This is a genomic window from Reyranella sp. CPCC 100927 (assembly GCF_007859315.1).
GTDB lineage: Bacteria > Pseudomonadota > Alphaproteobacteria > Reyranellales > Reyranellaceae > Vineibacter.
This window is the reverse complement of sequence record NZ_VOHA01000002.1, coordinates 167,061-184,540: the sequence shown is the minus strand read 5'-3', so window position 1 is coordinate 184,540 and position 17,480 is coordinate 167,061. Positions and strand designations below refer to the sequence as shown.

Sequence of the window (17,480 nt, the reverse complement as noted above, 5' to 3'; positions counted from 1 at the left end):
ACCAACCCGAGGTGTGCCATGGGCCAGCTCAAGGTCGTCGAGAAGAATGTCGCGGCGGAGACAGCGTCGTCCGCCTATGTGCCGTCGTTGCAGCGCACGGAAGGGCAGCCGCCGCCCATCGCCGCGAACGGCGGCCTGTCCTACATGTCGTTCGATCGGAATGGCGATGCGGGGACCGCCGCAGCGATCAAGGATGCACTCGCCGAGATCGCCGACGGCGAGAGCCAGCGCGTGATCGACATGATCGACAACGCACCCCCGGGCCCGATCGAGACCCGGTGGGGCCCCGGATTCCGCAGCTACGACGACTGCGTCGACCATATCCGTGCGAGCGGCATCAAGGCCCCCGACGGTGGGGTGGTGCTGCCGTTGCCTTACACGGTCTACGAGCGGCCGACATACTCCGTCGTCCCGTCCAACGCGCTTTGGCGCGACCCGGCGCGCGCCGATATGGCGAAGATCCTGCGCCAGAGCGAGGAGGACAATCGGCGGCGGGACCTCTTCTTCCCACAGGTGCTGCGCGACGCGCGCCGTATCGGCGAGTACTATCCGGGCCTCTCGCCCAACAGCCCCCAATCCATGGACCGGCTCGGCGTTTCGCTGGCGCATCTCGAGTCCAAGTGTACGAACTTCTACGATTCGGCGGAGGTGGAGCGCGTGTTCTACCCCGAGATCGAGAAGCTCCTGCTCGCGTTCTTCCCGGGCGCGACCGATGCCCTGGTCTACAACCACGACGTCTTCGACAAGGATTACGCGGGCGATCGCACGGAAGATCAGGACAAGAAAAATCCTGGTGTGAACGCGCGCTACGCCATGCTGGTGCACAACGACCTGAACGACAACAGCGGACGCGTGCGCTGTCGCGAACTGCTCACCAAGAACCTGCGAAACTTCGGGCGCACCCAGCACTACACGGAGGCGGAGGCCGACGCGAAGATGTCGCGGCGGTTCATGTCGATCAATCTCGCCAAGCCGATGGAGACGGTCGAGCAATACCCGTTCGTGCTCTGCGCCTGGCCGTCCTTCGCCGACCAGCCGTACATCACCAACTACCGGATCTACGACGACCGCGTTGGCGAGACGACCCGCTTCACCCACCGCCCCGATCACGAGTGGTACTGGTTCCCGCGGCAGACCTCGACGGAGGTCTCGATGTTGAAGTGCTACGACTCCGTCACCGACGGTTCCGTCTCGCGCTGGTCGTTCCACTCCGCCTGCATCGACCCGACCGCGCCGGCCGACGCGCGCTGCCGCAAGAACGTCGTGGTCCGGTCCTACGTCTTCTTCTAGGAAGACGGGGAGAGGCACCGGCGGTGAAAGCCGCACGTTGAGGTTCGGATGCCGTCCAGCCGGCGGCACCGGACGGATCAGCGTGCCTCGTTTCCGCCGAGCAGGCGTACAAGTGTCGCTGACGGTAATACCAGGTCGTACCGACACGTTACGACAGCAATCCCAGACTCCTGAAGCTGGCGTGGTTCTTGCGGCCGATCACCAGGTGGTCGTGGACCTCGATGCCCAGCGCCTTGGCGGCGACCTTCACTTCCTTCGTCATGTCGATGTCGGCGCGTGACGGCGTCGGGTCGCCCGAGGGATGGTTGTGGACCAGGATCAGCGCCGAGGCGTTCAGCTCAAGGGCGCGCTTGACCACTTCGCGCGGGTAGACCGGCGTGTGGTCGACGGTGCCGCGCTGCTGCACTTCATCGGCGATCAACACGTTCTTGCGGTCCAGGAACAGGATGCGGAACTGCTCGGTCTTTTCGTACTGCAGCGCGGCGTGGCAGTAGTCGATCAGCTTCTGCCAGGAACCGATGACCGGCTTGTCGATCACCTCGCGGCGTGCCAGCCGCAGGCCCGCCTCACGCACGGTGCGGAACAACACGACGGTGCGTGGATCGACGCCTTCATCCTTGAGGCGCTCGGTGTCGGCCGACAGCACATCGCCCAGCGTACCGAAACGGGCCAGGAGTTGCTTCGCCAGCGGCTTGACGTCGATCCGCTCGATGGCGTGGAACAGCAACAGTTCGAGCAGCTCGTAGTCCTGGAAGCCCTCCACGCCCGAGGCCTGGACGCGGTCGCGTACCCGCTGGCGGTGACCCCAATAGTGGGGACGATCGGGCGTTGCTGGTTGGCCCGAGTTGTGCCCGGCAGCTGCTGGCAACGCCGCCAGGGCCTCGACGAGGCGAGGCGTCGGATCGCTCTCGGCGAATTCCCAGGCCTGCTCGAGACGGTTCCAGGTGCCACCGGCATCGCGCAGCAGGGTCCGATGATGGTGCGTGTTGCCGGAGATACGCCAGACCGGCTGGGCGGTGTCCCGTGTCCGGCTCGCTCGCACATTCAGGCCGGCCGCCAATAGTGTTAGCAGGCCGGCATCATCGGCTGTAGGCGCCTCAGGCGCTGCCGTCGTGTCAGGCTCGGTGGTGACGACCGCGGTACCGATCTTTCGCCGGCCCATGCCCCAACCCCATTTTCACCCTTGGTGCAGAGTGGCGGGGAGTCATGGCGAGAAAAGGGCAGCTTTCGTACAACCGAAAGGCCGCGCCGGGATGCCGCGCGGTTCGGTCAGGCCGCGGGTTTGCCGAGGTCGTAGGGCGGCTTGTGAAGCCCCGCCGGTGACTCGGTGAAGATCTCGACGCCGGTCTCGGTCACGCCGACCGAATGCTCGAACTGCGCCGACAGTGCCTTGTCCCGGGTCACCGCAGTCCAGCCGTCGGACAGGATCTTCACTTCCCACGAGCCGGCATTGATCATCGGCTCGACGGTGAAAAACATGCCCGGCTGCAGCACGGGACCGGTTCCCGCCGTGCCGTAGTGCAGGATGTTGGGCGCGTCGTGGAAGATCTTGCCCAAACCGTGGCCGCAGAAATCGCGTACCACGGAGAAGCGCTGCGCCTCGGCATAGGTCTGGATCGCGTGCCCGATATCGCCCAGCCGCGCGCCTGGTTTCACGGTGGCAATGCCGCGCATCATGGCGTCGTAGGTGATATCGCACAGGCGGCGTGCCAGCAGCTTGGGTTCGCCGGCATAGAACATGCGGCTGGTATCGCCGTGCCAGCCGTCCAGGATCACGGTGACGTCGATATTGACGATGTCGCCAGCGGCCAGGCGCTTGTCGCCCGGAATGCCGTGGCAGACCACGTGATTGATCGATGTGCAGATCGACTTGGGAAAGCCGCGGTAGCCCAGCGGGGCGGGCACGGCGCCGTGGCCCACGATGTACTCGTGGCACAGGCGGTCGAGCTCACCCGTCGCCACGCCCGGCCGCACGTGCGGCGCGATGAAGTCGAGCGTTGCGGCGGCCAGCTGGCCGGCTTTGCGCATAGCCTCGAAATCGGCCGGACCGTGCAGCTTGATCTGGCGCTGATCCTGGTCCCAGTAGTCGTCCGAACGGGCTTTTTCGGCTTGGAACGTCATATCCGGGTATGTGGCATGTGCGAGGCCGGTCGGCAAGGGCGGCCGGTCAGGCCGGCAGCGCAGCCGTGGACCGCGGGCGGGCGGGCGCCCTATAACCGGGTAAACCAGGAGTGTTCGATGAGCGAAGAAGCCGGTTCCGACAAGGTTGTTACTGCCTGCCTGGTGATCATCGGCAACGAGATCCTGTCGGGCCGCACCCGGGACGCCAACCTGCCGTTCCTGTCCACGGAGCTGAACAAAATAGGCGTGCGGCTGATGGAGTGCCGGGTGATCCCGGACATCGAAAGCGTCATTGTCGATACCGTCAATGAGGTGCGCCGCAAGTTCGACTACGTGTTCACCACCGGCGGCATCGGCCCGACACATGACGACATCACGGCCGACGCCATCGCCCGGGCGTTCGGTGTCGGTATCTCGGAGCACCCGGAGGCGGTCGACCGGCTGACCCGCTACTACGCCGATCCGACGCTGTTCACGCCGCCGCGCCGGCGCATGGCGCGCATCCCGCATGGCGGCACCTTGGTCGACAACCCGGTCTCGGTGGCGCCCGGGTTTCGCATGGAGAACGTCTTCACGTTCGCCGGCGTGCCCATGATCGTCGAAGGCATGTTCCTGGCCATGAAGCACCTGCTGGTGGGTGGCCGGCCGGTGATCAGCCGGACCATCCGGTGCAGCCAGCCGGAGGGCTTCATCGCCGAAAAGCTGGGCGCCGTGCAGGACCAGCATCCCGAGACCGAGATCGGCAGCTACCCGGCCTTCCGGCAGGGCAAGCCGAGCGTGTCATTGATCATTCGCGGAACCGACCCGGCCAAGGTGCAGAGCGCGGTGGATGACCTGCTGGTGGCCCTGACCGCGCTCAAGGCCGAGCCGGAAGAGATTCCGGTGACGTGAGCCATGCGCCCCCTGGGCATCCTGATGCTCGATACGCGCTTTCCGCGGATCGACGGCGATATCGGCAACCCGGCGAGCTTTTCCTTCCCGGTGATCTACGAACGGCTGCAAGGCATCGGGCCGGCGGATGCCGTGTCGGCCACGCCCGACCGCGCGCGCATACGGGCGGCGCTTGCCGAGAACGCTCGGCGACTTGCGGATCGCGGCGCGGTCGGCCTGTCCACCAGCTGCGGCTTCCTGGCGTTGTTTCAGCCCGAACTGGCGGCGGTGTCGCCGGTTCCGGTCGCGACGTCGGCGCTGTTGCTGGTACCGCAGGTCGCGCGCACCGTTGCGGCCGGGAAACGGGTCGGCGTTCTGACCGCCAGTGCTGCCAACCTGACTTCGGCGCATCTGGAAGCGGTCGGCGCTGCTGTCGACACGCCTGTCATCGGCATGCCTGCGGACGGCGCTTTCGGGCACACGTTCCTCGGCAATGCCCTGGACCTTGATCGCGACGCGGTGGAACGCGAAGTGCTGGTTGCCGGCCAAGCCCTCGTGGCGCGTCATCCCGATGTCGGCGCCGTCGTGCTGGAATGCACGAATCTGCCGCCCTACGCAGCGGCACTGCGCGATGCGCTGGGATTGCCCGTCTACGACGTGCTCGATCTGTTGCGGCTGTTCCGCGCCGGGCTGGCGGCGTAGGCTATCGATCCGGGAAGGCCCAGCGCGGCACGGACATCACGATGTCGGGAAACACCGTGACGAGCGCGGCAGCGACGACCAGCAGGAAGAAGAAGGGCAGGGACGCGCGGGCGACGTAGAGGCTGTCCTTGCCGCTCATCGCCTGCAGGACGAACAGATTGAAGCCGACTGGCGGCGAGATCTCGGCCATCTCAATGACCAGCACCATGAAGATGCCGAACCAGACCAGGTCGAAACCGGCATGCTTGACCATCGGCAGCACGACGGCCGTGGTCAGCAGGATCATGGAAATGCCGTCCAGCGCCGTGCCCAGCACGATGTACATCAAGGTCAGCACGGCGATCAGCATGTAGGGGCTGAGCCCCAGTCCGTTCACCCACTGGGCCAGCGCCAGCGGCACGCCGGTATAGCTCATGGCCACCGACATGAAGGAGGCGCCGGCCAGGATCAGCATGATCATGCAGGTGAGCCGCGTGGCACCCATGACGCTGTCCCAGAACGACTTCCAGCTCAGCATGCCCGACCACCACGAGATCGCGAACGAGCCGAGCACGCCCCAGGCGGCGCATTCCGTGGCGGTCGCCCAGCCGAACAGCAGCGAAGCAAAGACCAGCGCGATCAGCAACATGCACGGAATGAGGTTGCGCGACTCGTAGAGCTTCTCGCGCAGGGACATGCGCATGTCGTCGGGCGGTGTCTCGCTCGGATGCAGCAGCGACCAGATGGCGATGTAACCGCTGTAGAGCGCCATCACCAGCAGGCCGGGCAGGAAGCCGGCCAGGAACACCTGGATGATCGAGACTTCGGCCGCCACGGCGTAGACCACCATGGTGATCGATGGCGGGATCAGGATGCCCAGCGTGCCGGCGCCGGCCAACGAGCCCAGGCTCATGGACTCGTTGTAGCCACGGCGTTTCAACTCGGGCAGCGCGATCTTGGCGATGGTGGCGCAGGTTGCTGCCGACGATCCGGACACCGAGCCGAAGATGCCGCAGCCCAACACGTTGACGTGCATCAACCGCCCCGGCAGCCAGCCCAGCCAGGGCGCCAGGCCACGGAACATCTCTTCTGACAGCCGGGTGCGGAATAGGATCTCGCCCATCCAGATGAACAGCGGCAGGGCCGCCAGGGTCCATGAATTGGAGCCGCCCCAGACGGTGGTCGCCAGCACCTCGCCCGCCGTCATCTTGCCGGTCAGCAGCAACGAGGCCCAGCCGCAGGCCATCAGCGACATCGAAATCCACACGCCGGCGCCGAGCAGCAGGGCGAGAATGCCCAGCAGCAACAGGCCCATCTCGAGCACGCCCATGGTTCAGACTCCGCTCTCGGCTGCGCGCTCGATGATCTCGTCCGCCGTTTTGGGCGGCTCGCGGTGATAGCAGGGGGCGTGGCCCGCCAGCACGCGCACGAACTCATCGAGGAAGGCGACGAAGAGCACGACCACACCCAGGGCCAGGCCCGACTGCGGGATCCAGATCGGGATGGCGATGACGCCCTGGGCGAATTCGTTGAAGCGCCAGGAGTCGTACACCATGCGCACGCAGTACCAGGCGAACAGGCCGAGGAAGAGCCCGCCGGTGCCGATCGCCAGCAGTTCGAGCCAGCGCCGCGTCGCGCCCGTGAAGCGCTCGATCACCAGCGTCACGCGGATCAGGTCGCCGTGCTTGAAGGTATGCGCGAGGCCGAGAAAGGCCATGGCCGCCATCAGCCAGCCCGCGACCTCATCGCCGCCGGACACGTTGATGCCGATCTCGCGGCCCAGCGACATCGCCATCATCAGCGCGCAGATCGCCACGATACACAGGCCGGCGACCGCGCCGCACACCCAGTACAGCGCATCAAGAGTCTTGCGTAGGAGCGTCATGGAGTGGCCCGTACCATCAGGGCGCCATCCTTCATTCTCCCCGCCGCGCGGGGAGAATGAATATCGGCATCGATCAGGGCTTACATCTTGCGATAGGCATCGACGACCGACTTGCCTTCGTCGCCCGCCTTCTTGAGCCAGTCGTCGGTCAGCTGGTCGCCGACCTTGCGCAGATCAGACTTCAGCGCCTCGCTCGGGGGCTGCACTTTCATGCCCTTGGCCTTGAGCTGGTCGAGATACCAGGCGGTCTTCTCCTGGCTCAGCTTCCAGCCGGCTTCCTCGGCCTTGGCGGACGCTTTCAGGACGGCTTCCTGCGTGGCCGCGTCGAGCTTGCCGAAGGCCTCCTTGTTGACGAACACGATGTTCTTGGGCAGCCAGGCCTGTGTGTCATAGAAGTGCGTCAACGATTCCCAGGCCTTGCTGTCGTAGCCGGTCGAGCCGGACGAGATGAAGGACTGCACCACGCCGGTGGCCAGCGCCTGCGGCAGTTCGGCGGCCTGGATGGTGACGGGCACCATGCCGGTCAATTCGGCCAGACGCGTCGTCGCCACGTTGTAGGCGCGGAACTTGATTCCCTTCAGATCGGCTGCCGAGTTGATATCCTTCTTGGTGTAGATGCCCTGCGGCGGCCACGGCACCACGAACAGCAGCTTGAGGCCCTGCGCGTCGAGCTTCTTTTCGATGGCGGGTTTCTGCGCCTTCCAGAGCTTCAGCGCATCGCCATAGGACGCGGCCAGGAAGGGCACGACGTCGGCGCCGTACAGCGGGTTTTCGTTCTCCAAGTTGGACAGCAGCAGCTCGCCGATCTGCGCCTGACCGGACTGCACCGCGCGCTTGATCTCGGGCACCTTGAACAGCGACGCGCCGGCATGAACCGTGATCAGCAGCTTGCCGCCGGTCACCGCTTTCACGTCGTCGGCGAACACCTGGATGTTTTCGGTATGGAAGTTGGTGGGTGGATAGCCGGTCGGCATATCCCACTTGGTCTGCGCCGCCGCGCTCGCCGCGGTCAGCCCCACGGTTGCGGCGATCGAAACACCCGCTATTTTCCTTATGAACATCGATTTACCCCCTGTCTGACACGGTCCTGATCGTTACATGCATGATCTGGACCGCGCAATGCCCGCACGGCATCTCATGGGGCGTCCGGGGTGCCGTCATCGCCCTTGGACTTAGCGTGCGCCGCAGCCTCTCAACGCCTCGTCAAGGAGGCCAATCCCTGCATCCAACTCGGATGGTTCTATGGTGAGCGGCGGTGCGATCCGCCAGACGGCGTTGGGGCCGCCGGCCTTGTTGATGTTCAATCCCATGTCCAGGCAGCGACGGGTCACGCGCTGCATCAGGTCGTGCGCCGGACGTCGCGAATGGCGGTCTTCCACCAGTTCGACGCCGACCAGCAGGCCGCGACCGCGGATGTCGCCGATGACCTCGAACCGCTGCTGCAACTCGCGCAGGCCCGCCATCAGGTGCTGGCCGAGATCACGCGCGCGGTCGGCCAGACGCTCCGCCGTGATCAGACGAACCACGGCCAGGCCGACTTCGGCGGTCATCGGATCCGATACGTGGGACGTGTAGAAGGAGAAGGACTTGGTACGGGCATCGGCGTCGATGGTGTCGCTGGTGATCGTGGCGGACAAGGGAACGCCGGCGCCAAGCGTCTTGGACAGGGTGATGACATCCGGAACCACATCCTCGGACTCGAACGCGAACATCGATCCGGTACGCCCGAGTCCGGTTTGTGCCTCGTCGAAAATCAACAGCATGCCGCGATCGGCGCAGAAGCGTTTCAACCGTTTCAGGTAGCCCTCGGGCGGCACGATCATGCCGTTGGCGCTCTGGATCGGCTCGACGATCACGGCGGCGCCAGCACCGACGCTCCAGCCGTCGAACAATTCGAAGCCGACATCGAGACAGGTGCCCGTGCAGCGATCCTGACAGTGCCGGATCGGGCAGCGGAAAGCATTGGGCGGCGGCAGCGCAAACGTGCCGGGCAGAGAGGGGCCATACCCGCGTCGCCCGGAGGCATAGGTGCTGGCCTGCGAGCCAGCGGTCATGCCGTGCCATGATCCGCTCAGCGCCGCGATTTCGAAACCGCCGGTGTGGAGCTTGGCCAACCGGATGGCCGCTTCGTTGGACTCGCTGCCCGTGCTGAGGAACAGCGCCTTCTGCAATGACGGCGGCAGCAGCGCACAGAGCTCTTCCGCCAGTTCGATGACGGCCGGCGCCAGCTTCGTGCTGTCGAGATGAATGACGTCGCGCGCCGCCTTCTCGAGCGCCGTCCGGATCGCCGGATGATTGTGGCCAATGGTGGCGCACATCTGGCCCGACGAGAAATCGAGAATGGCGCGCCCGGTGCTGTCATACATGTAGGCGCCCGCAGCGCGCGTGATGATGACGTCGGCGAAGTCGCGGCCGTAGAACAGCAGGTGTTTGCGTGCCGCGGCGCGCAGCGCGTCGGTCGATCGAGGCGTGGTCTGGTCGTTCATCTCACGAAATCCGCTCAACAGATAAATGATGAGACGACAAACCACCGGCGCAAAAAAGCTCGAAATGATCAACGATTCATGAAAATCTGTCACCTGTTGTCGGGACCTGATCGAAATGCCTGCCAGATCGTACCGTCCGCCACTGCGCAGCCTGATCGCCTTCGAGGCGGCAGCTCGGCTGTCGAGCTTCAATGCTGCGGCGCAGGAACTTCACCTGACGCCATCGGCCATCAGTCATCAGATTGCCGCCGTCGAGGGGCTTCTCGGCATCGCGCTGTTCGCCCGCGTTGGCCGCGGTGTCGAACTGACAGCGCTGGGCCGGCGATACCACGAACGCGTGCAGCGCATTCTCGCCACTCTCGAGGAAGCAGGCCGGGAGGTGGCCAACGCCAGTGCACCCGATGTCGTGACCATCCATACCCCGCCGTCGATCGCCAGCAAGTGGCTGCTGCCGTTGCTGCCTGCCTTCATGAAGGAGCAGCCGGGTATCGAGGTTCGGCTGACGGCGGAGACCGGACGGGCCGGCTTCAGCTGGGATGTCGTCGACCTGGCGATTCTCTACACGGATGCGCCCACGGCCGATGGGCATGCGACGCCGCTGCTGGAGGAGGTCGTCCAGCCGCTGTGCAGTCCACGGATCCTGACAGACAAGCCGATCCGGTCGCCGGCCGATGTCCTCGACCATGCGCTCATTCATACCAACGACAACCTGTTCAGCTGGAAGCAGTGGTTTGCCGCGCTTGGTCTGACCGGATACAGCCGTCACAGGGGCATCCAGATCGATCCATCGCACGTTGCGATCGAGGCCGCCGCGAAGGAGTTCGGTATCGTTCTGGAAAGCGACGTCCTGGCGCACGACGAGATCGCGTCCGGTCGGCTGGTGGCGCCGCTGCGGGAAACGGCCGTGAAGCGCGGCACGTACAGGCTGGCCTGGCCGTCGGGCAGGCCGTCAAGCCCGAGTGCCAAGCTGTTCCGGGATTGGCTTCTCGCCACGGCGCACGAACGGCACGGCGCGCCACGGCGAGCAGCCCGGCGATCGGGCCCAGCCGGGCGTGCTAGGTGAGCGTGAACGCCTCGTGCACGGCACTCTGGATCCCGCCGCCCATGACCGGTCCGCCGCCTGCGACATAGATCCAGTCGCCGATCGCCACCGCGCCCAGGCCGTGGCGCGGTGTTGCCATCGGGGCGTACGCTTCCCAGCGGTCGGCCGCCACGTCATAGGCCTCGTTCTGCGCAAACACCCGATTGGCGCCTTCGCCGCCCATGCAGAAGATGCGGCCGCGATGCACGACCGCACCATGGCCTGAGCGCGCCGTGGGCAACGGGTTGCGCAGGCGCCAGCGGTCTTCCTTGGTCTCGTAGGTATGGTGGAAGTGGGAGTTGGTGTAGAACGTATCGACGCGGCCGCCGATCACGTGGATGCGGTTGTCGACGGCAACAGTTCCCGTATGGTCTCTTCCGGTGGGCAGCGGCGCGCGCTCGCTCCAGCGGTCGGCGGCCGGATCATAGACCAGGTGCCAGTCGATCGAGCGACGCTTCTCGAAGCCATCGCCGATGGCACCGCCGACGGCGTGGATCTTGCCCTCGAAACCGACGCATGCCATGGCGCCGCAGGCCTGCGGCAGCGGCGCGATCTTCGACCACTTCGGGCCGTCGGCGCCGAAGACGAAGCACTCGTTGTGCGGCGTATGGTTCTGGCCGAGGAATCCGCCGATGGCGTAGAGCCGGTCATCCAGTGTCGCAACGCCGACATGGTTGGCACCACGTGGTATCGGCTCGGCGGCGATCCATTTGTCGGCGGCGGGATCGTAGACGTGATGGTAGGGCCGATCGACGCGTTGCTCGCCGTAGCCGCCGACCAGGTGCATCTGGCCCTTGAGTGCCGTCGCCCAGGCCATCTCGCTGCGTGGCAGCGGCAGCGGCTGGCGCGCCACCCAGCGGCCCTGGGTTGCTGCTTTGGGCGCCGGGCTGTCGTACACGCGCTGCGTGGCGGCCGTCTCGGGTTCGCCGACTCGCCCGGGCTGGTTCAGCCGCTCGTAAAGCGGTCCGTGCTGCTCATGCTGGGCCCGCGCGCCCGGCGCGACCAGTGCCGCGATACCGCCGACAATCACGGCACGACGATCGAAGGCGGGCATGCAGAGGCTCCATGGTCGTCAGTTCAGTTTGATGTCAGCAGCCTTGGCGATGGCCGTCCAGCGCGCGATATCGTCGGCGATGCGGCGTGCATACGCCTCCGGTGTCGAACTCACCGCATCGATACCAAGGCTGGCATAGCGCTCACGCACATCGGGCAGGCGCATGACCTCGGCGATCTCCTGCTGCAGGCGCTTGATGATCGGCGCCGGCGTGCCGGCCGGGGCCACGATGCCGGTCCACAGCGTGATCACCATGTCGACAATGCCGGCTTCGGCCATGGTCGGCACGCCGGCAAACGCCGGATGGCGCGTCGCCGACGTCACTGCCAGCGCCCGGATCGCGCCGCCCTGCAGGCCGGCCGAGATCGGGCCGGCATCCGAGATGGTCATGATCACCGTGCCGGTCGCAACGGCTGCGACGGCATCGCCGCTGCCCTTGAACGGCACGTGCACGAATTTGCTGCCGGTTTTCTGGTTGAACAGTTCGGCCGCGAGCTGGAACGGCGCGGCGCTCGATGCGTAGTTCGCCTCGTTTGGGCGCGTCTTGGCATGGGCGATGAGCTCCGCCACCGACTTCACCGGCAGCGATGCGGTCACGGCCAGCAGCAGCGGGAACTCGGCGATCAGTGAGACGGGTGCGAAGTCATCGCGTGGCGCATAAGGCAGCTTGCTGTAGATCGCCGGGTTGATGGTCATCGGGCCGCTGGGTGCGACCAGCAGCGTGTAGCCGTCGGGTGGCGCCTTGGCGACGAACTCGGCGGCGATGATCGACTGGGCGCCGGCCTTGTTCTCGACCACGACCGGCTGGCCCAGGCGATCCTGCAGTTTCGCCGCCACGATGCGGGCCATGACATCGTTGCCGCCGCCCGGGCTGTAGCCGACGACAAGGCGGATGGGCTTGGCGGGATAGGTCTCTGCGTGAGCGACAGGCGCTGACAGCGTCAGCACGGCGACGATCATCATTCGAAAGAAGCGCACGACGTCTCCCTCCCTTTGTCATTTTTATCGTGCCGACCGCACCATCCGCGCGCCGTCGACAAGGGCGATCATCTTGCGGCGCGCCAGTCCACGCGGCAGCGCCGAGAAGCCGCAGTCGGCGGTAAGGCGCAGTCTGTCTGCCGGCACATGTTTCAGGCACAGCTCGATCCGTTGCGCCACGGCCTCCTTGGGTTCGAGCCGGAAATTCTTCACGTCGATCACACCGGCTGCGACATCAAAACGGCGTGCCAACTCGGCCATCACCTCGACCTGCGCCATCTCGCGGTTGGCAAACTCGAGCGAAATCTCGTCTGCCTTCAGGGCCACGAGGCCCGGCATCAGCCGCGCGATGTCACGGTCGGCCATGGGGCGGCCGGCATTGTTGCCGAAACAGACGTGCACGCCGCGGCGGAAGGCAAAACCGGCCAGCGTACGATTGATCACGGCAACACAGTCGTCGAGCGACAGGCCCAGTGGCGTCTCCGGCAAGCCCGGTTCGTCGAGCTGGACATAGTCTGCACCCGCCGCGGCCAAGTCCTCCAGCTCGCTACGCACGATGCCGATCAGCGCGTCGATCGTCTCACCCACATCGTGACGGCCGAGCGTCATGAAGCCCGCAAACGTCACCGGTCCCGGCAACGCCACCTTGAGATGGCGGCCGGGTGCCAGGCGCTTCAGTGTCTGGAACTCGCCGATGACGCCCAGGCCGCGCGGCGCCGTAACCGCGCTCTCGACCATGAAGTGCGGGGCCATGTCGTAGCCGGGCACGCCAAGCTTGCGGCCCGGTGCCACGCGCTTGAGGCCCTGCAGGTGCTGAAACATCTCGAAGACGAAACGCTGGCGGTGCAGTTCGCCGTCGCTGACGATGTCGAGGCCAGCCTCGATCTGATCGGCGATGGCCAGGCGCGTTGCGTCCTCGAACATCTCGTCGATGTCGGCCGGCCCGAAGTCACCCTCGCGCATGCGCGCCCGGCCGGACACGAACCAACCGGGCGAGGCGTAGCTGCCGACACCCATGGTCGGCAGAAGTGGCAAGGGCTGCATGCGGTCCTCCAACACAGAGATGGCAATTCGGAACTTCAAACGAAGCTGCGCGATCCGGCCGTCCTGAGCGCGCCGCGCCGGGTGCCTTACCGCCGCCCGACTGGCATGTCCCGTGTCCTGGATTTTGCGGGGAATGCCGGACATGTGCGAGATCCGCCTGCGAGAAGATCGGCAAGAGCGTGATGCCGGATTCGGCAACGATGACAATGGCTTGCTGCAGCCGCGATCACTCTTGCGTCGGCGGCGCGAAGCTGCGCGATGGTTCGGAAAGCTGCGCGGACCAAGCACGCACACGCCGTTAACCCCTTCCTGCTATCGGGAAATAGGGGACAGGGCTGTTCCCGGCGCGACGGGCAGCGCGGTGGCAATGGCAGTGACAATCTTCATATGTCGGGCTCAGTGATCTCCAGTGATGGCCGATACGTCATCGGGCGGACTCCATGCCGGCGAAGCATGGGCGGGACTTGTCTACAGGAAGTGGCAATAAAACGACGGCGGTCTTTCGAACGCAACAAGAACATTTGTTGGCAAATATCCGGTGCATCACAACGGAACGAAAAGAGGCGAACGAAATAAAAGTCTATCTGCGGGCCTGCGACAGCGTCAGCGAGGCGCGTATCTTGCTGGGCCAGCACTTCAGCTTCTGCAATACTCGACGTCACACTCGAGCTCTGATCGGCAACCGTCCCCGGTCAAGCCCACTTCGACCATTTGCGGCAGCCCCTGACGGCGTGAGCTTCGCCGCGCGCTTGAGGTGCACTATTGTTTGGTTGCGCTCTCGGTCCGTTGCACCCAAGCGGTCACCATACCATCCTGACGACCCCGGCAGGGAGCCGCGTATCGAAGGCAAAACGCTGTTCAAACAAACCCAGCCGCCTCCAGCTTCTGGCAACCATCCCCACATATGTCCCTTGATTGCATTACCGCCCTTTGGTTTATTTTCTCTCATCGAAGACTCTTCGGGGCAGAGTCGCAGGGGGCAAAGACTAAGTGTTTCAAGAAATTGGTCGATCCACTGTCAGCTTTATCCTTTGGGCAGCTAATATTCTGGTAAGGGAGGAGGTTCCAGGATATGTCGCTCTAGGATTGGTTGCACTGCTGGCAATCTGCACGATCCTGTTTATCCAACAAATATACCGGCAGAAGAGGGCTGTTGCCTGGCTCACGAGGCAAATAGAAAGCAGCCAGAGTGGCGCCGATTTCAGCCGCGACATAGACCGGCTTTCCGCAGTAATCGACAAAGGCGGCAGCAATAGATATCGCCGCAACCTAGCCAGAGCGTGGCACAAGTATCGTGAGACGCTTGTCCCTCATGAAGAGGACGGCAAGATTATTCTTCGAAATGCCGTGCGACCGTCCACGTTTCTCAATCCGGAAGATTTGGGATTTGGTGTTGGCTCCTGGCGGATAATGCCCGGGTTATTCGTATCAGGAGGTTTGTTCCTGACTTTCCTTGGGCTGATCGCGGCTCTGCAAAGCCTTGGCGGGCGAGCCGCGATCGACAGCGCTGCGATGCAGGAGTTGCTGTCCGTAGCGTCGGCCAAGTTCATCATGTCGTTGACCGGACTATTTTGCTCGATTGTCTTCACGATCTTTCTGCGCGTTGTCTATGGCAGGTTGGAAGAAGCCATCCATGATCTGTGTGGCGCGATCGAAAAACATCTGACCTATATCAGCTTGGAAGCGCTTGCTGCGGAGCAACTGAACGCGACGCGCGAGCAACGGGAGCATTTCCGTCTGATCGGCATGGAGCTGGTCGCCGAGATCGGCCGTCCATTGCGAGAAGAGCTTCCTGCGGCCATCCAGAACTCCATCGCCGACGCCATGGCTCCAATTGTCGAGAAGGTTGGCAAGATGGGAACGGAAGGCGTCGGAGATATGGTTTCCGGTCTGTCGAGCCAGCTGACGGGGTCTATTGGCCTGGCGCTCTCGGAAGCCAGTCAGAAGATCTCGGATGCGAGCGACCGGCTCGGCTCCCTTGCTGACCGGCTCGATCAGAGTTCGGGACGAATCGGCTCCGAAATGGAGGGTGTGACCGAACGCGTCGCACAGGCGGTTGAGGATTTGCGTGCGGCGCTGATGAACACGGCGGAGGTCACTGGCGGCACCTTCAACGAAGGTACGGAAAAGCTCCTGTCGGTGATGAACCGCACACTCGAGGGTATCCGCGATAATACCGGCGAGGGCGCGCGGGCGATGTCAGCGGCCGCCGATGACATGCGTCGGGCAGCAGCGTCCTTCAAGCAGGAGATCGAGGCGGCGGCACGCACCGGAACCGAAACCGCGCAGGAACGCATGAAGCTTGCCAGCCAGCAGGTCGCCGACCAGATTGGCCATGCTGGCAAGAGTGTCGCGGAGGTGTTCAGCCGAACGAGCGCGGAAATCTCACGGGTAGCCGAAGATGTCTCGCAAAGGGCGGGAGCCGAATTGCTTGCACCCCTTGCCGAAATCGGAACGCGGCTCGAGGCTCTGATCAATCAGCTTAATCAAGGTGCATCGGACATGCAGCGCATGTCCGATAGCGTAAAGGCTGGCGCAGATGCATCGGAGAAAGCCGCAGGCACATTCAAGGGCGCAGCAGCCGAGCTGGTTACGGCAGCGACGCCGGTGAAGTCCATCGCCGATCGGATGGATAGTTCGATTAGACAGTTGACCGACAGCACCCGACAGGTGGCGAGCACGGTCTCCCGTTCGGCGGAAGCGACGGCTGAATCTGCCGCATCGGCGCTGGCCGCCGCCCGGGAAATTCTCGGCAGCGAGGCGAAGGCGATCGAGAGTGCCCTCGGCGGCGTGACCGTCATGCTGGAGAGATTGCGAGGACAGGGCGACCGGCTGGACGATATGGATGGAAAGCTCGGCCAGGCTTTCGATCTCTATACCGAGAATGTCGAGAAGGCTGTCCAGGGCATGTCCGGACACGTGCGTGACTTGCAGAATCGGCTTAGTCCAGCGCTGGATACAATGCGCGAGATCGTCGAGCAGGCCGAGCAATTCGCTCCGCAATCGCGGAGAGCGTGATGCGCGGCGGTCAGCGAACGCGCCACGGGGAGGAAGAAGAGGAAAGTGCTTTCATGTCCATGACGGACATGACTGTCAGCTTCCTTTTCGTCGTCATCCTGCTGCTCGCCTATTTTGCCAGCAAATACAACGATCAAAGCATGGTGCCGCGAGCCGACTACGATCTGGTCGTGCAACAGCGGGACGATGCACGTCACGAGGTCATGCGGCTCCGGATGCTTGTCGCCCAGCTAGAGGTCACGATCAAAGAGCTCAGCGGAGCGATCGACGCCAAACAGAAGCAAGTTGACGAGCTGCAGCTTGAAGTCGCGCAACTGAAGCAGGAGCTTGAAAAGCTTCGCAGGGTCGATCCGCTTGAAACCTATCTCGCGTTGTCGGCTGTCGAACGGCGACGCATTCTCGAAACGCTGCAGGGGCAGCTTAAAATTGACTTCCCCGATCTGCAGGTCGTCATCAGCGAAGAAATCGACGCTCTGCGTTTCCAAGGCGATGGCCTTTTTGCGTCCGGCTCGCCCTTACTTCGGTCCGAGAGAAGGACTATCGTCGAAACGCTGGCCACCCGTCTGGCGGAAATTCTTCCGTGCTACACGCTGGGGGCTCGCTCGAATTGGAAGACTGACTGCAACCCGACACATGCCGTGATCGAGGCTCTTCAAATCGAAGGCCACACCGATTCGACGGGCGACTTCACGCCGAACCTTACTTTGTCAACTGAGCGTGCAAACAATACCTTTTCCACGATGCTCGGGAAGGCTCCAGAGCTCGTCAAATTTCTCAATTTCCGGGGGCAACCCGTATTATCGGTCGCCGGCTACGGGCAGATGAGGCCCGTCAGGGACAATGCGACGAAGGAGGGCCGTGATACCAATCGCCGCGTAGACCTTCGCATCATCATGTATGCGCCAAGCAAGTCTGAGGAGATCAGGCGAATACGGGAGGCATTGAGCGCAGGCCTCTCGCGATGAGAAGCAA

The 17,480-nt window shown here is 64.1% G+C and carries 15 protein-coding genes; 6 read left to right on the top strand and 9 right to left on the bottom strand.

Annotated elements, in window-relative coordinates:
* Positions 1–18 precede the first annotated feature (18 nt).
* Positions 19–1,290 (top strand): CmcJ/NvfI family oxidoreductase, encoded by a 1,272-nt coding sequence (locus FQU96_RS06960; protein ID WP_146540150.1) that lies wholly within the window; start codon positions 19–21, stop codon positions 1,288–1,290.
* 148 nt (positions 1,291–1,438) lie between these two features.
* Here FQU96_RS06960 and radC read toward each other — a convergent pair whose 3' ends face one another.
* Both radC and map read right to left on the bottom strand, forming a co-directional pair.
* On the bottom strand, positions 1,439–2,167 hold the full coding sequence (gene radC / locus FQU96_RS06955) for a DNA repair protein RadC (RefSeq protein ID WP_255467924.1): 729 nt from the start codon (positions 2,165–2,167) through the stop codon (positions 1,439–1,441).
* A gap of 392 nt (positions 2,168–2,559) precedes the next feature.
* Positions 2,560–3,411, bottom strand: a complete 852-nt coding sequence (map, locus tag FQU96_RS06950) for a type I methionyl aminopeptidase (protein WP_146540148.1) — start codon at positions 3,409–3,411, stop codon at positions 2,560–2,562.
* A 117-nt stretch (positions 3,412–3,528) separates the two neighbouring features.
* On the opposite strand from map, the gene FQU96_RS06945 reads away from it, so the two are divergent.
* On the top strand, positions 3,529–4,302 hold the full coding sequence (locus FQU96_RS06945; protein ID WP_146540147.1) for a molybdopterin-binding protein: 774 nt from the start codon (positions 3,529–3,531) through the stop codon (positions 4,300–4,302).
* Between the two features lie 3 nt (positions 4,303–4,305).
* On the top strand, positions 4,306–4,983 hold the full coding sequence (locus FQU96_RS06940; protein ID WP_146540146.1) for an aspartate/glutamate racemase family protein: 678 nt from the start codon (positions 4,306–4,308) through the stop codon (positions 4,981–4,983).
* A gap of 1 nt (position 4,984) precedes the next feature.
* Here FQU96_RS06940 and FQU96_RS06935 read toward each other — a convergent pair whose 3' ends face one another.
* The 4 genes from FQU96_RS06935 to FQU96_RS06920 all read right to left on the bottom strand — a co-directional run bounded on the left by FQU96_RS06935 (position 4,985) and on the right by FQU96_RS06920 (position 9,333).
* Positions 4,985–6,292 (bottom strand): TRAP transporter large permease, encoded by a 1,308-nt coding sequence (locus FQU96_RS06935; RefSeq protein ID WP_146540145.1) that lies wholly within the window; start codon positions 6,290–6,292, stop codon positions 4,985–4,987.
* Between the two features lie 3 nt (positions 6,293–6,295).
* On the bottom strand, positions 6,296–6,847 hold the full coding sequence (locus FQU96_RS06930; RefSeq protein ID WP_146540144.1) for a TRAP transporter small permease subunit: 552 nt from the start codon (positions 6,845–6,847) through the stop codon (positions 6,296–6,298).
* An 80-nt stretch (positions 6,848–6,927) separates the two neighbouring features.
* On the bottom strand, positions 6,928–7,908 hold the full coding sequence (locus FQU96_RS06925) for a TRAP transporter substrate-binding protein (protein ID WP_146540143.1): 981 nt from the start codon (positions 7,906–7,908) through the stop codon (positions 6,928–6,930).
* A 111-nt stretch (positions 7,909–8,019) separates the two neighbouring features.
* Positions 8,020–9,333, bottom strand: a complete 1,314-nt coding sequence (locus FQU96_RS06920) for an aspartate aminotransferase family protein (RefSeq protein WP_146540142.1) — start codon at positions 9,331–9,333, stop codon at positions 8,020–8,022.
* Positions 9,334–9,448: 115 nt separating this feature from the next.
* Between FQU96_RS06920 and FQU96_RS06915 the strand changes: the two genes are divergently transcribed.
* The gene (locus FQU96_RS06915) at positions 9,449–10,396 is read left to right on the top strand and encodes a LysR substrate-binding domain-containing protein (RefSeq protein WP_146540141.1); all 948 of its coding nucleotides are present in this window, start codon (positions 9,449–9,451) and stop codon (positions 10,394–10,396) included.
* Here FQU96_RS06915 and FQU96_RS06910 read toward each other — a convergent pair.
* From FQU96_RS06910 to FQU96_RS06900, 3 genes are read right to left on the bottom strand one after another with little or no spacing between them, the layout of a single operon-like run.
* Positions 10,389–11,468 (bottom strand): kelch repeat-containing protein, encoded by a 1,080-nt coding sequence (locus FQU96_RS06910; protein ID WP_146540140.1) that lies wholly within the window; start codon positions 11,466–11,468, stop codon positions 10,389–10,391. The two genes, FQU96_RS06915 and FQU96_RS06910, sit on opposite strands and share 8 nt — an antisense overlap.
* Before the next feature lie 18 nt (positions 11,469–11,486).
* On the bottom strand, positions 11,487–12,446 hold the full coding sequence (locus FQU96_RS06905; RefSeq protein WP_146540139.1) for a tripartite tricarboxylate transporter substrate binding protein: 960 nt from the start codon (positions 12,444–12,446) through the stop codon (positions 11,487–11,489).
* 24 nt (positions 12,447–12,470) lie between these two features.
* On the bottom strand, positions 12,471–13,490 hold the full coding sequence (locus FQU96_RS06900; RefSeq protein ID WP_178130355.1) for a cobalamin-independent methionine synthase II family protein: 1,020 nt from the start codon (positions 13,488–13,490) through the stop codon (positions 12,471–12,473).
* Between the two features lie 1,086 nt (positions 13,491–14,576).
* Here FQU96_RS06900 and FQU96_RS06895 point away from each other — a divergent pair.
* Positions 14,577–16,508, top strand: a complete 1,932-nt coding sequence (locus tag FQU96_RS06895; protein WP_255467887.1) for a hypothetical protein — start codon at positions 14,577–14,579, stop codon at positions 16,506–16,508.
* Complete coding sequence (locus FQU96_RS06890) at positions 16,508–17,473, top strand: OmpA family protein (RefSeq protein ID WP_146540136.1); 966 nt, start codon at positions 16,508–16,510, stop codon at positions 17,471–17,473. The genes FQU96_RS06895 and FQU96_RS06890 overlap by 1 nt, the downstream gene beginning before the upstream one ends.
* Positions 17,474–17,480 lie beyond the last annotated feature (7 nt).

Excerpts from the sequence above, each read along its gene's own strand:
- FQU96_RS06960 (WP_146540150.1), top strand. The coding sequence starts at position 19 with ATGGGCCAGCTCAAGGTCGTCGAGAAGAATGTCGCGGCGGAGACAGCG.
- map (WP_146540148.1), bottom strand. The coding sequence starts at position 3,411 with ATGACGTTCCAAGCCGAAAAAGCCCGTTCGGACGACTACTGGGACCAG.
- FQU96_RS06945 (WP_146540147.1), top strand. The coding sequence starts at position 3,529 with ATGAGCGAAGAAGCCGGTTCCGACAAGGTTGTTACTGCCTGCCTGGTG.
- FQU96_RS06940 (WP_146540146.1), top strand. The coding sequence starts at position 4,306 with ATGCGCCCCCTGGGCATCCTGATGCTCGATACGCGCTTTCCGCGGATC.
- FQU96_RS06935 (WP_146540145.1), bottom strand. The coding sequence starts at position 6,292 with ATGGGCGTGCTCGAGATGGGCCTGTTGCTGCTGGGCATTCTCGCCCTG.
- FQU96_RS06930 (WP_146540144.1), bottom strand. The coding sequence starts at position 6,847 with ATGACGCTCCTACGCAAGACTCTTGATGCGCTGTACTGGGTGTGCGGC.
- FQU96_RS06925 (WP_146540143.1), bottom strand. The coding sequence starts at position 7,908 with ATGTTCATAAGGAAAATAGCGGGTGTTTCGATCGCCGCAACCGTGGGG.
- FQU96_RS06920 (WP_146540142.1), bottom strand. The coding sequence starts at position 9,333 with ATGAACGACCAGACCACGCCTCGATCGACCGACGCGCTGCGCGCCGCG.
- FQU96_RS06915 (WP_146540141.1), top strand. The coding sequence starts at position 9,449 with ATGCCTGCCAGATCGTACCGTCCGCCACTGCGCAGCCTGATCGCCTTC.
- FQU96_RS06910 (WP_146540140.1), bottom strand. The coding sequence starts at position 11,468 with ATGCCCGCCTTCGATCGTCGTGCCGTGATTGTCGGCGGTATCGCGGCA.
- FQU96_RS06900 (WP_178130355.1), bottom strand. The coding sequence starts at position 13,490 with ATGCAGCCCTTGCCACTTCTGCCGACCATGGGTGTCGGCAGCTACGCC.
- FQU96_RS06890 (WP_146540136.1), top strand. The coding sequence starts at position 16,508 with ATGCGCGGCGGTCAGCGAACGCGCCACGGGGAGGAAGAAGAGGAAAGT.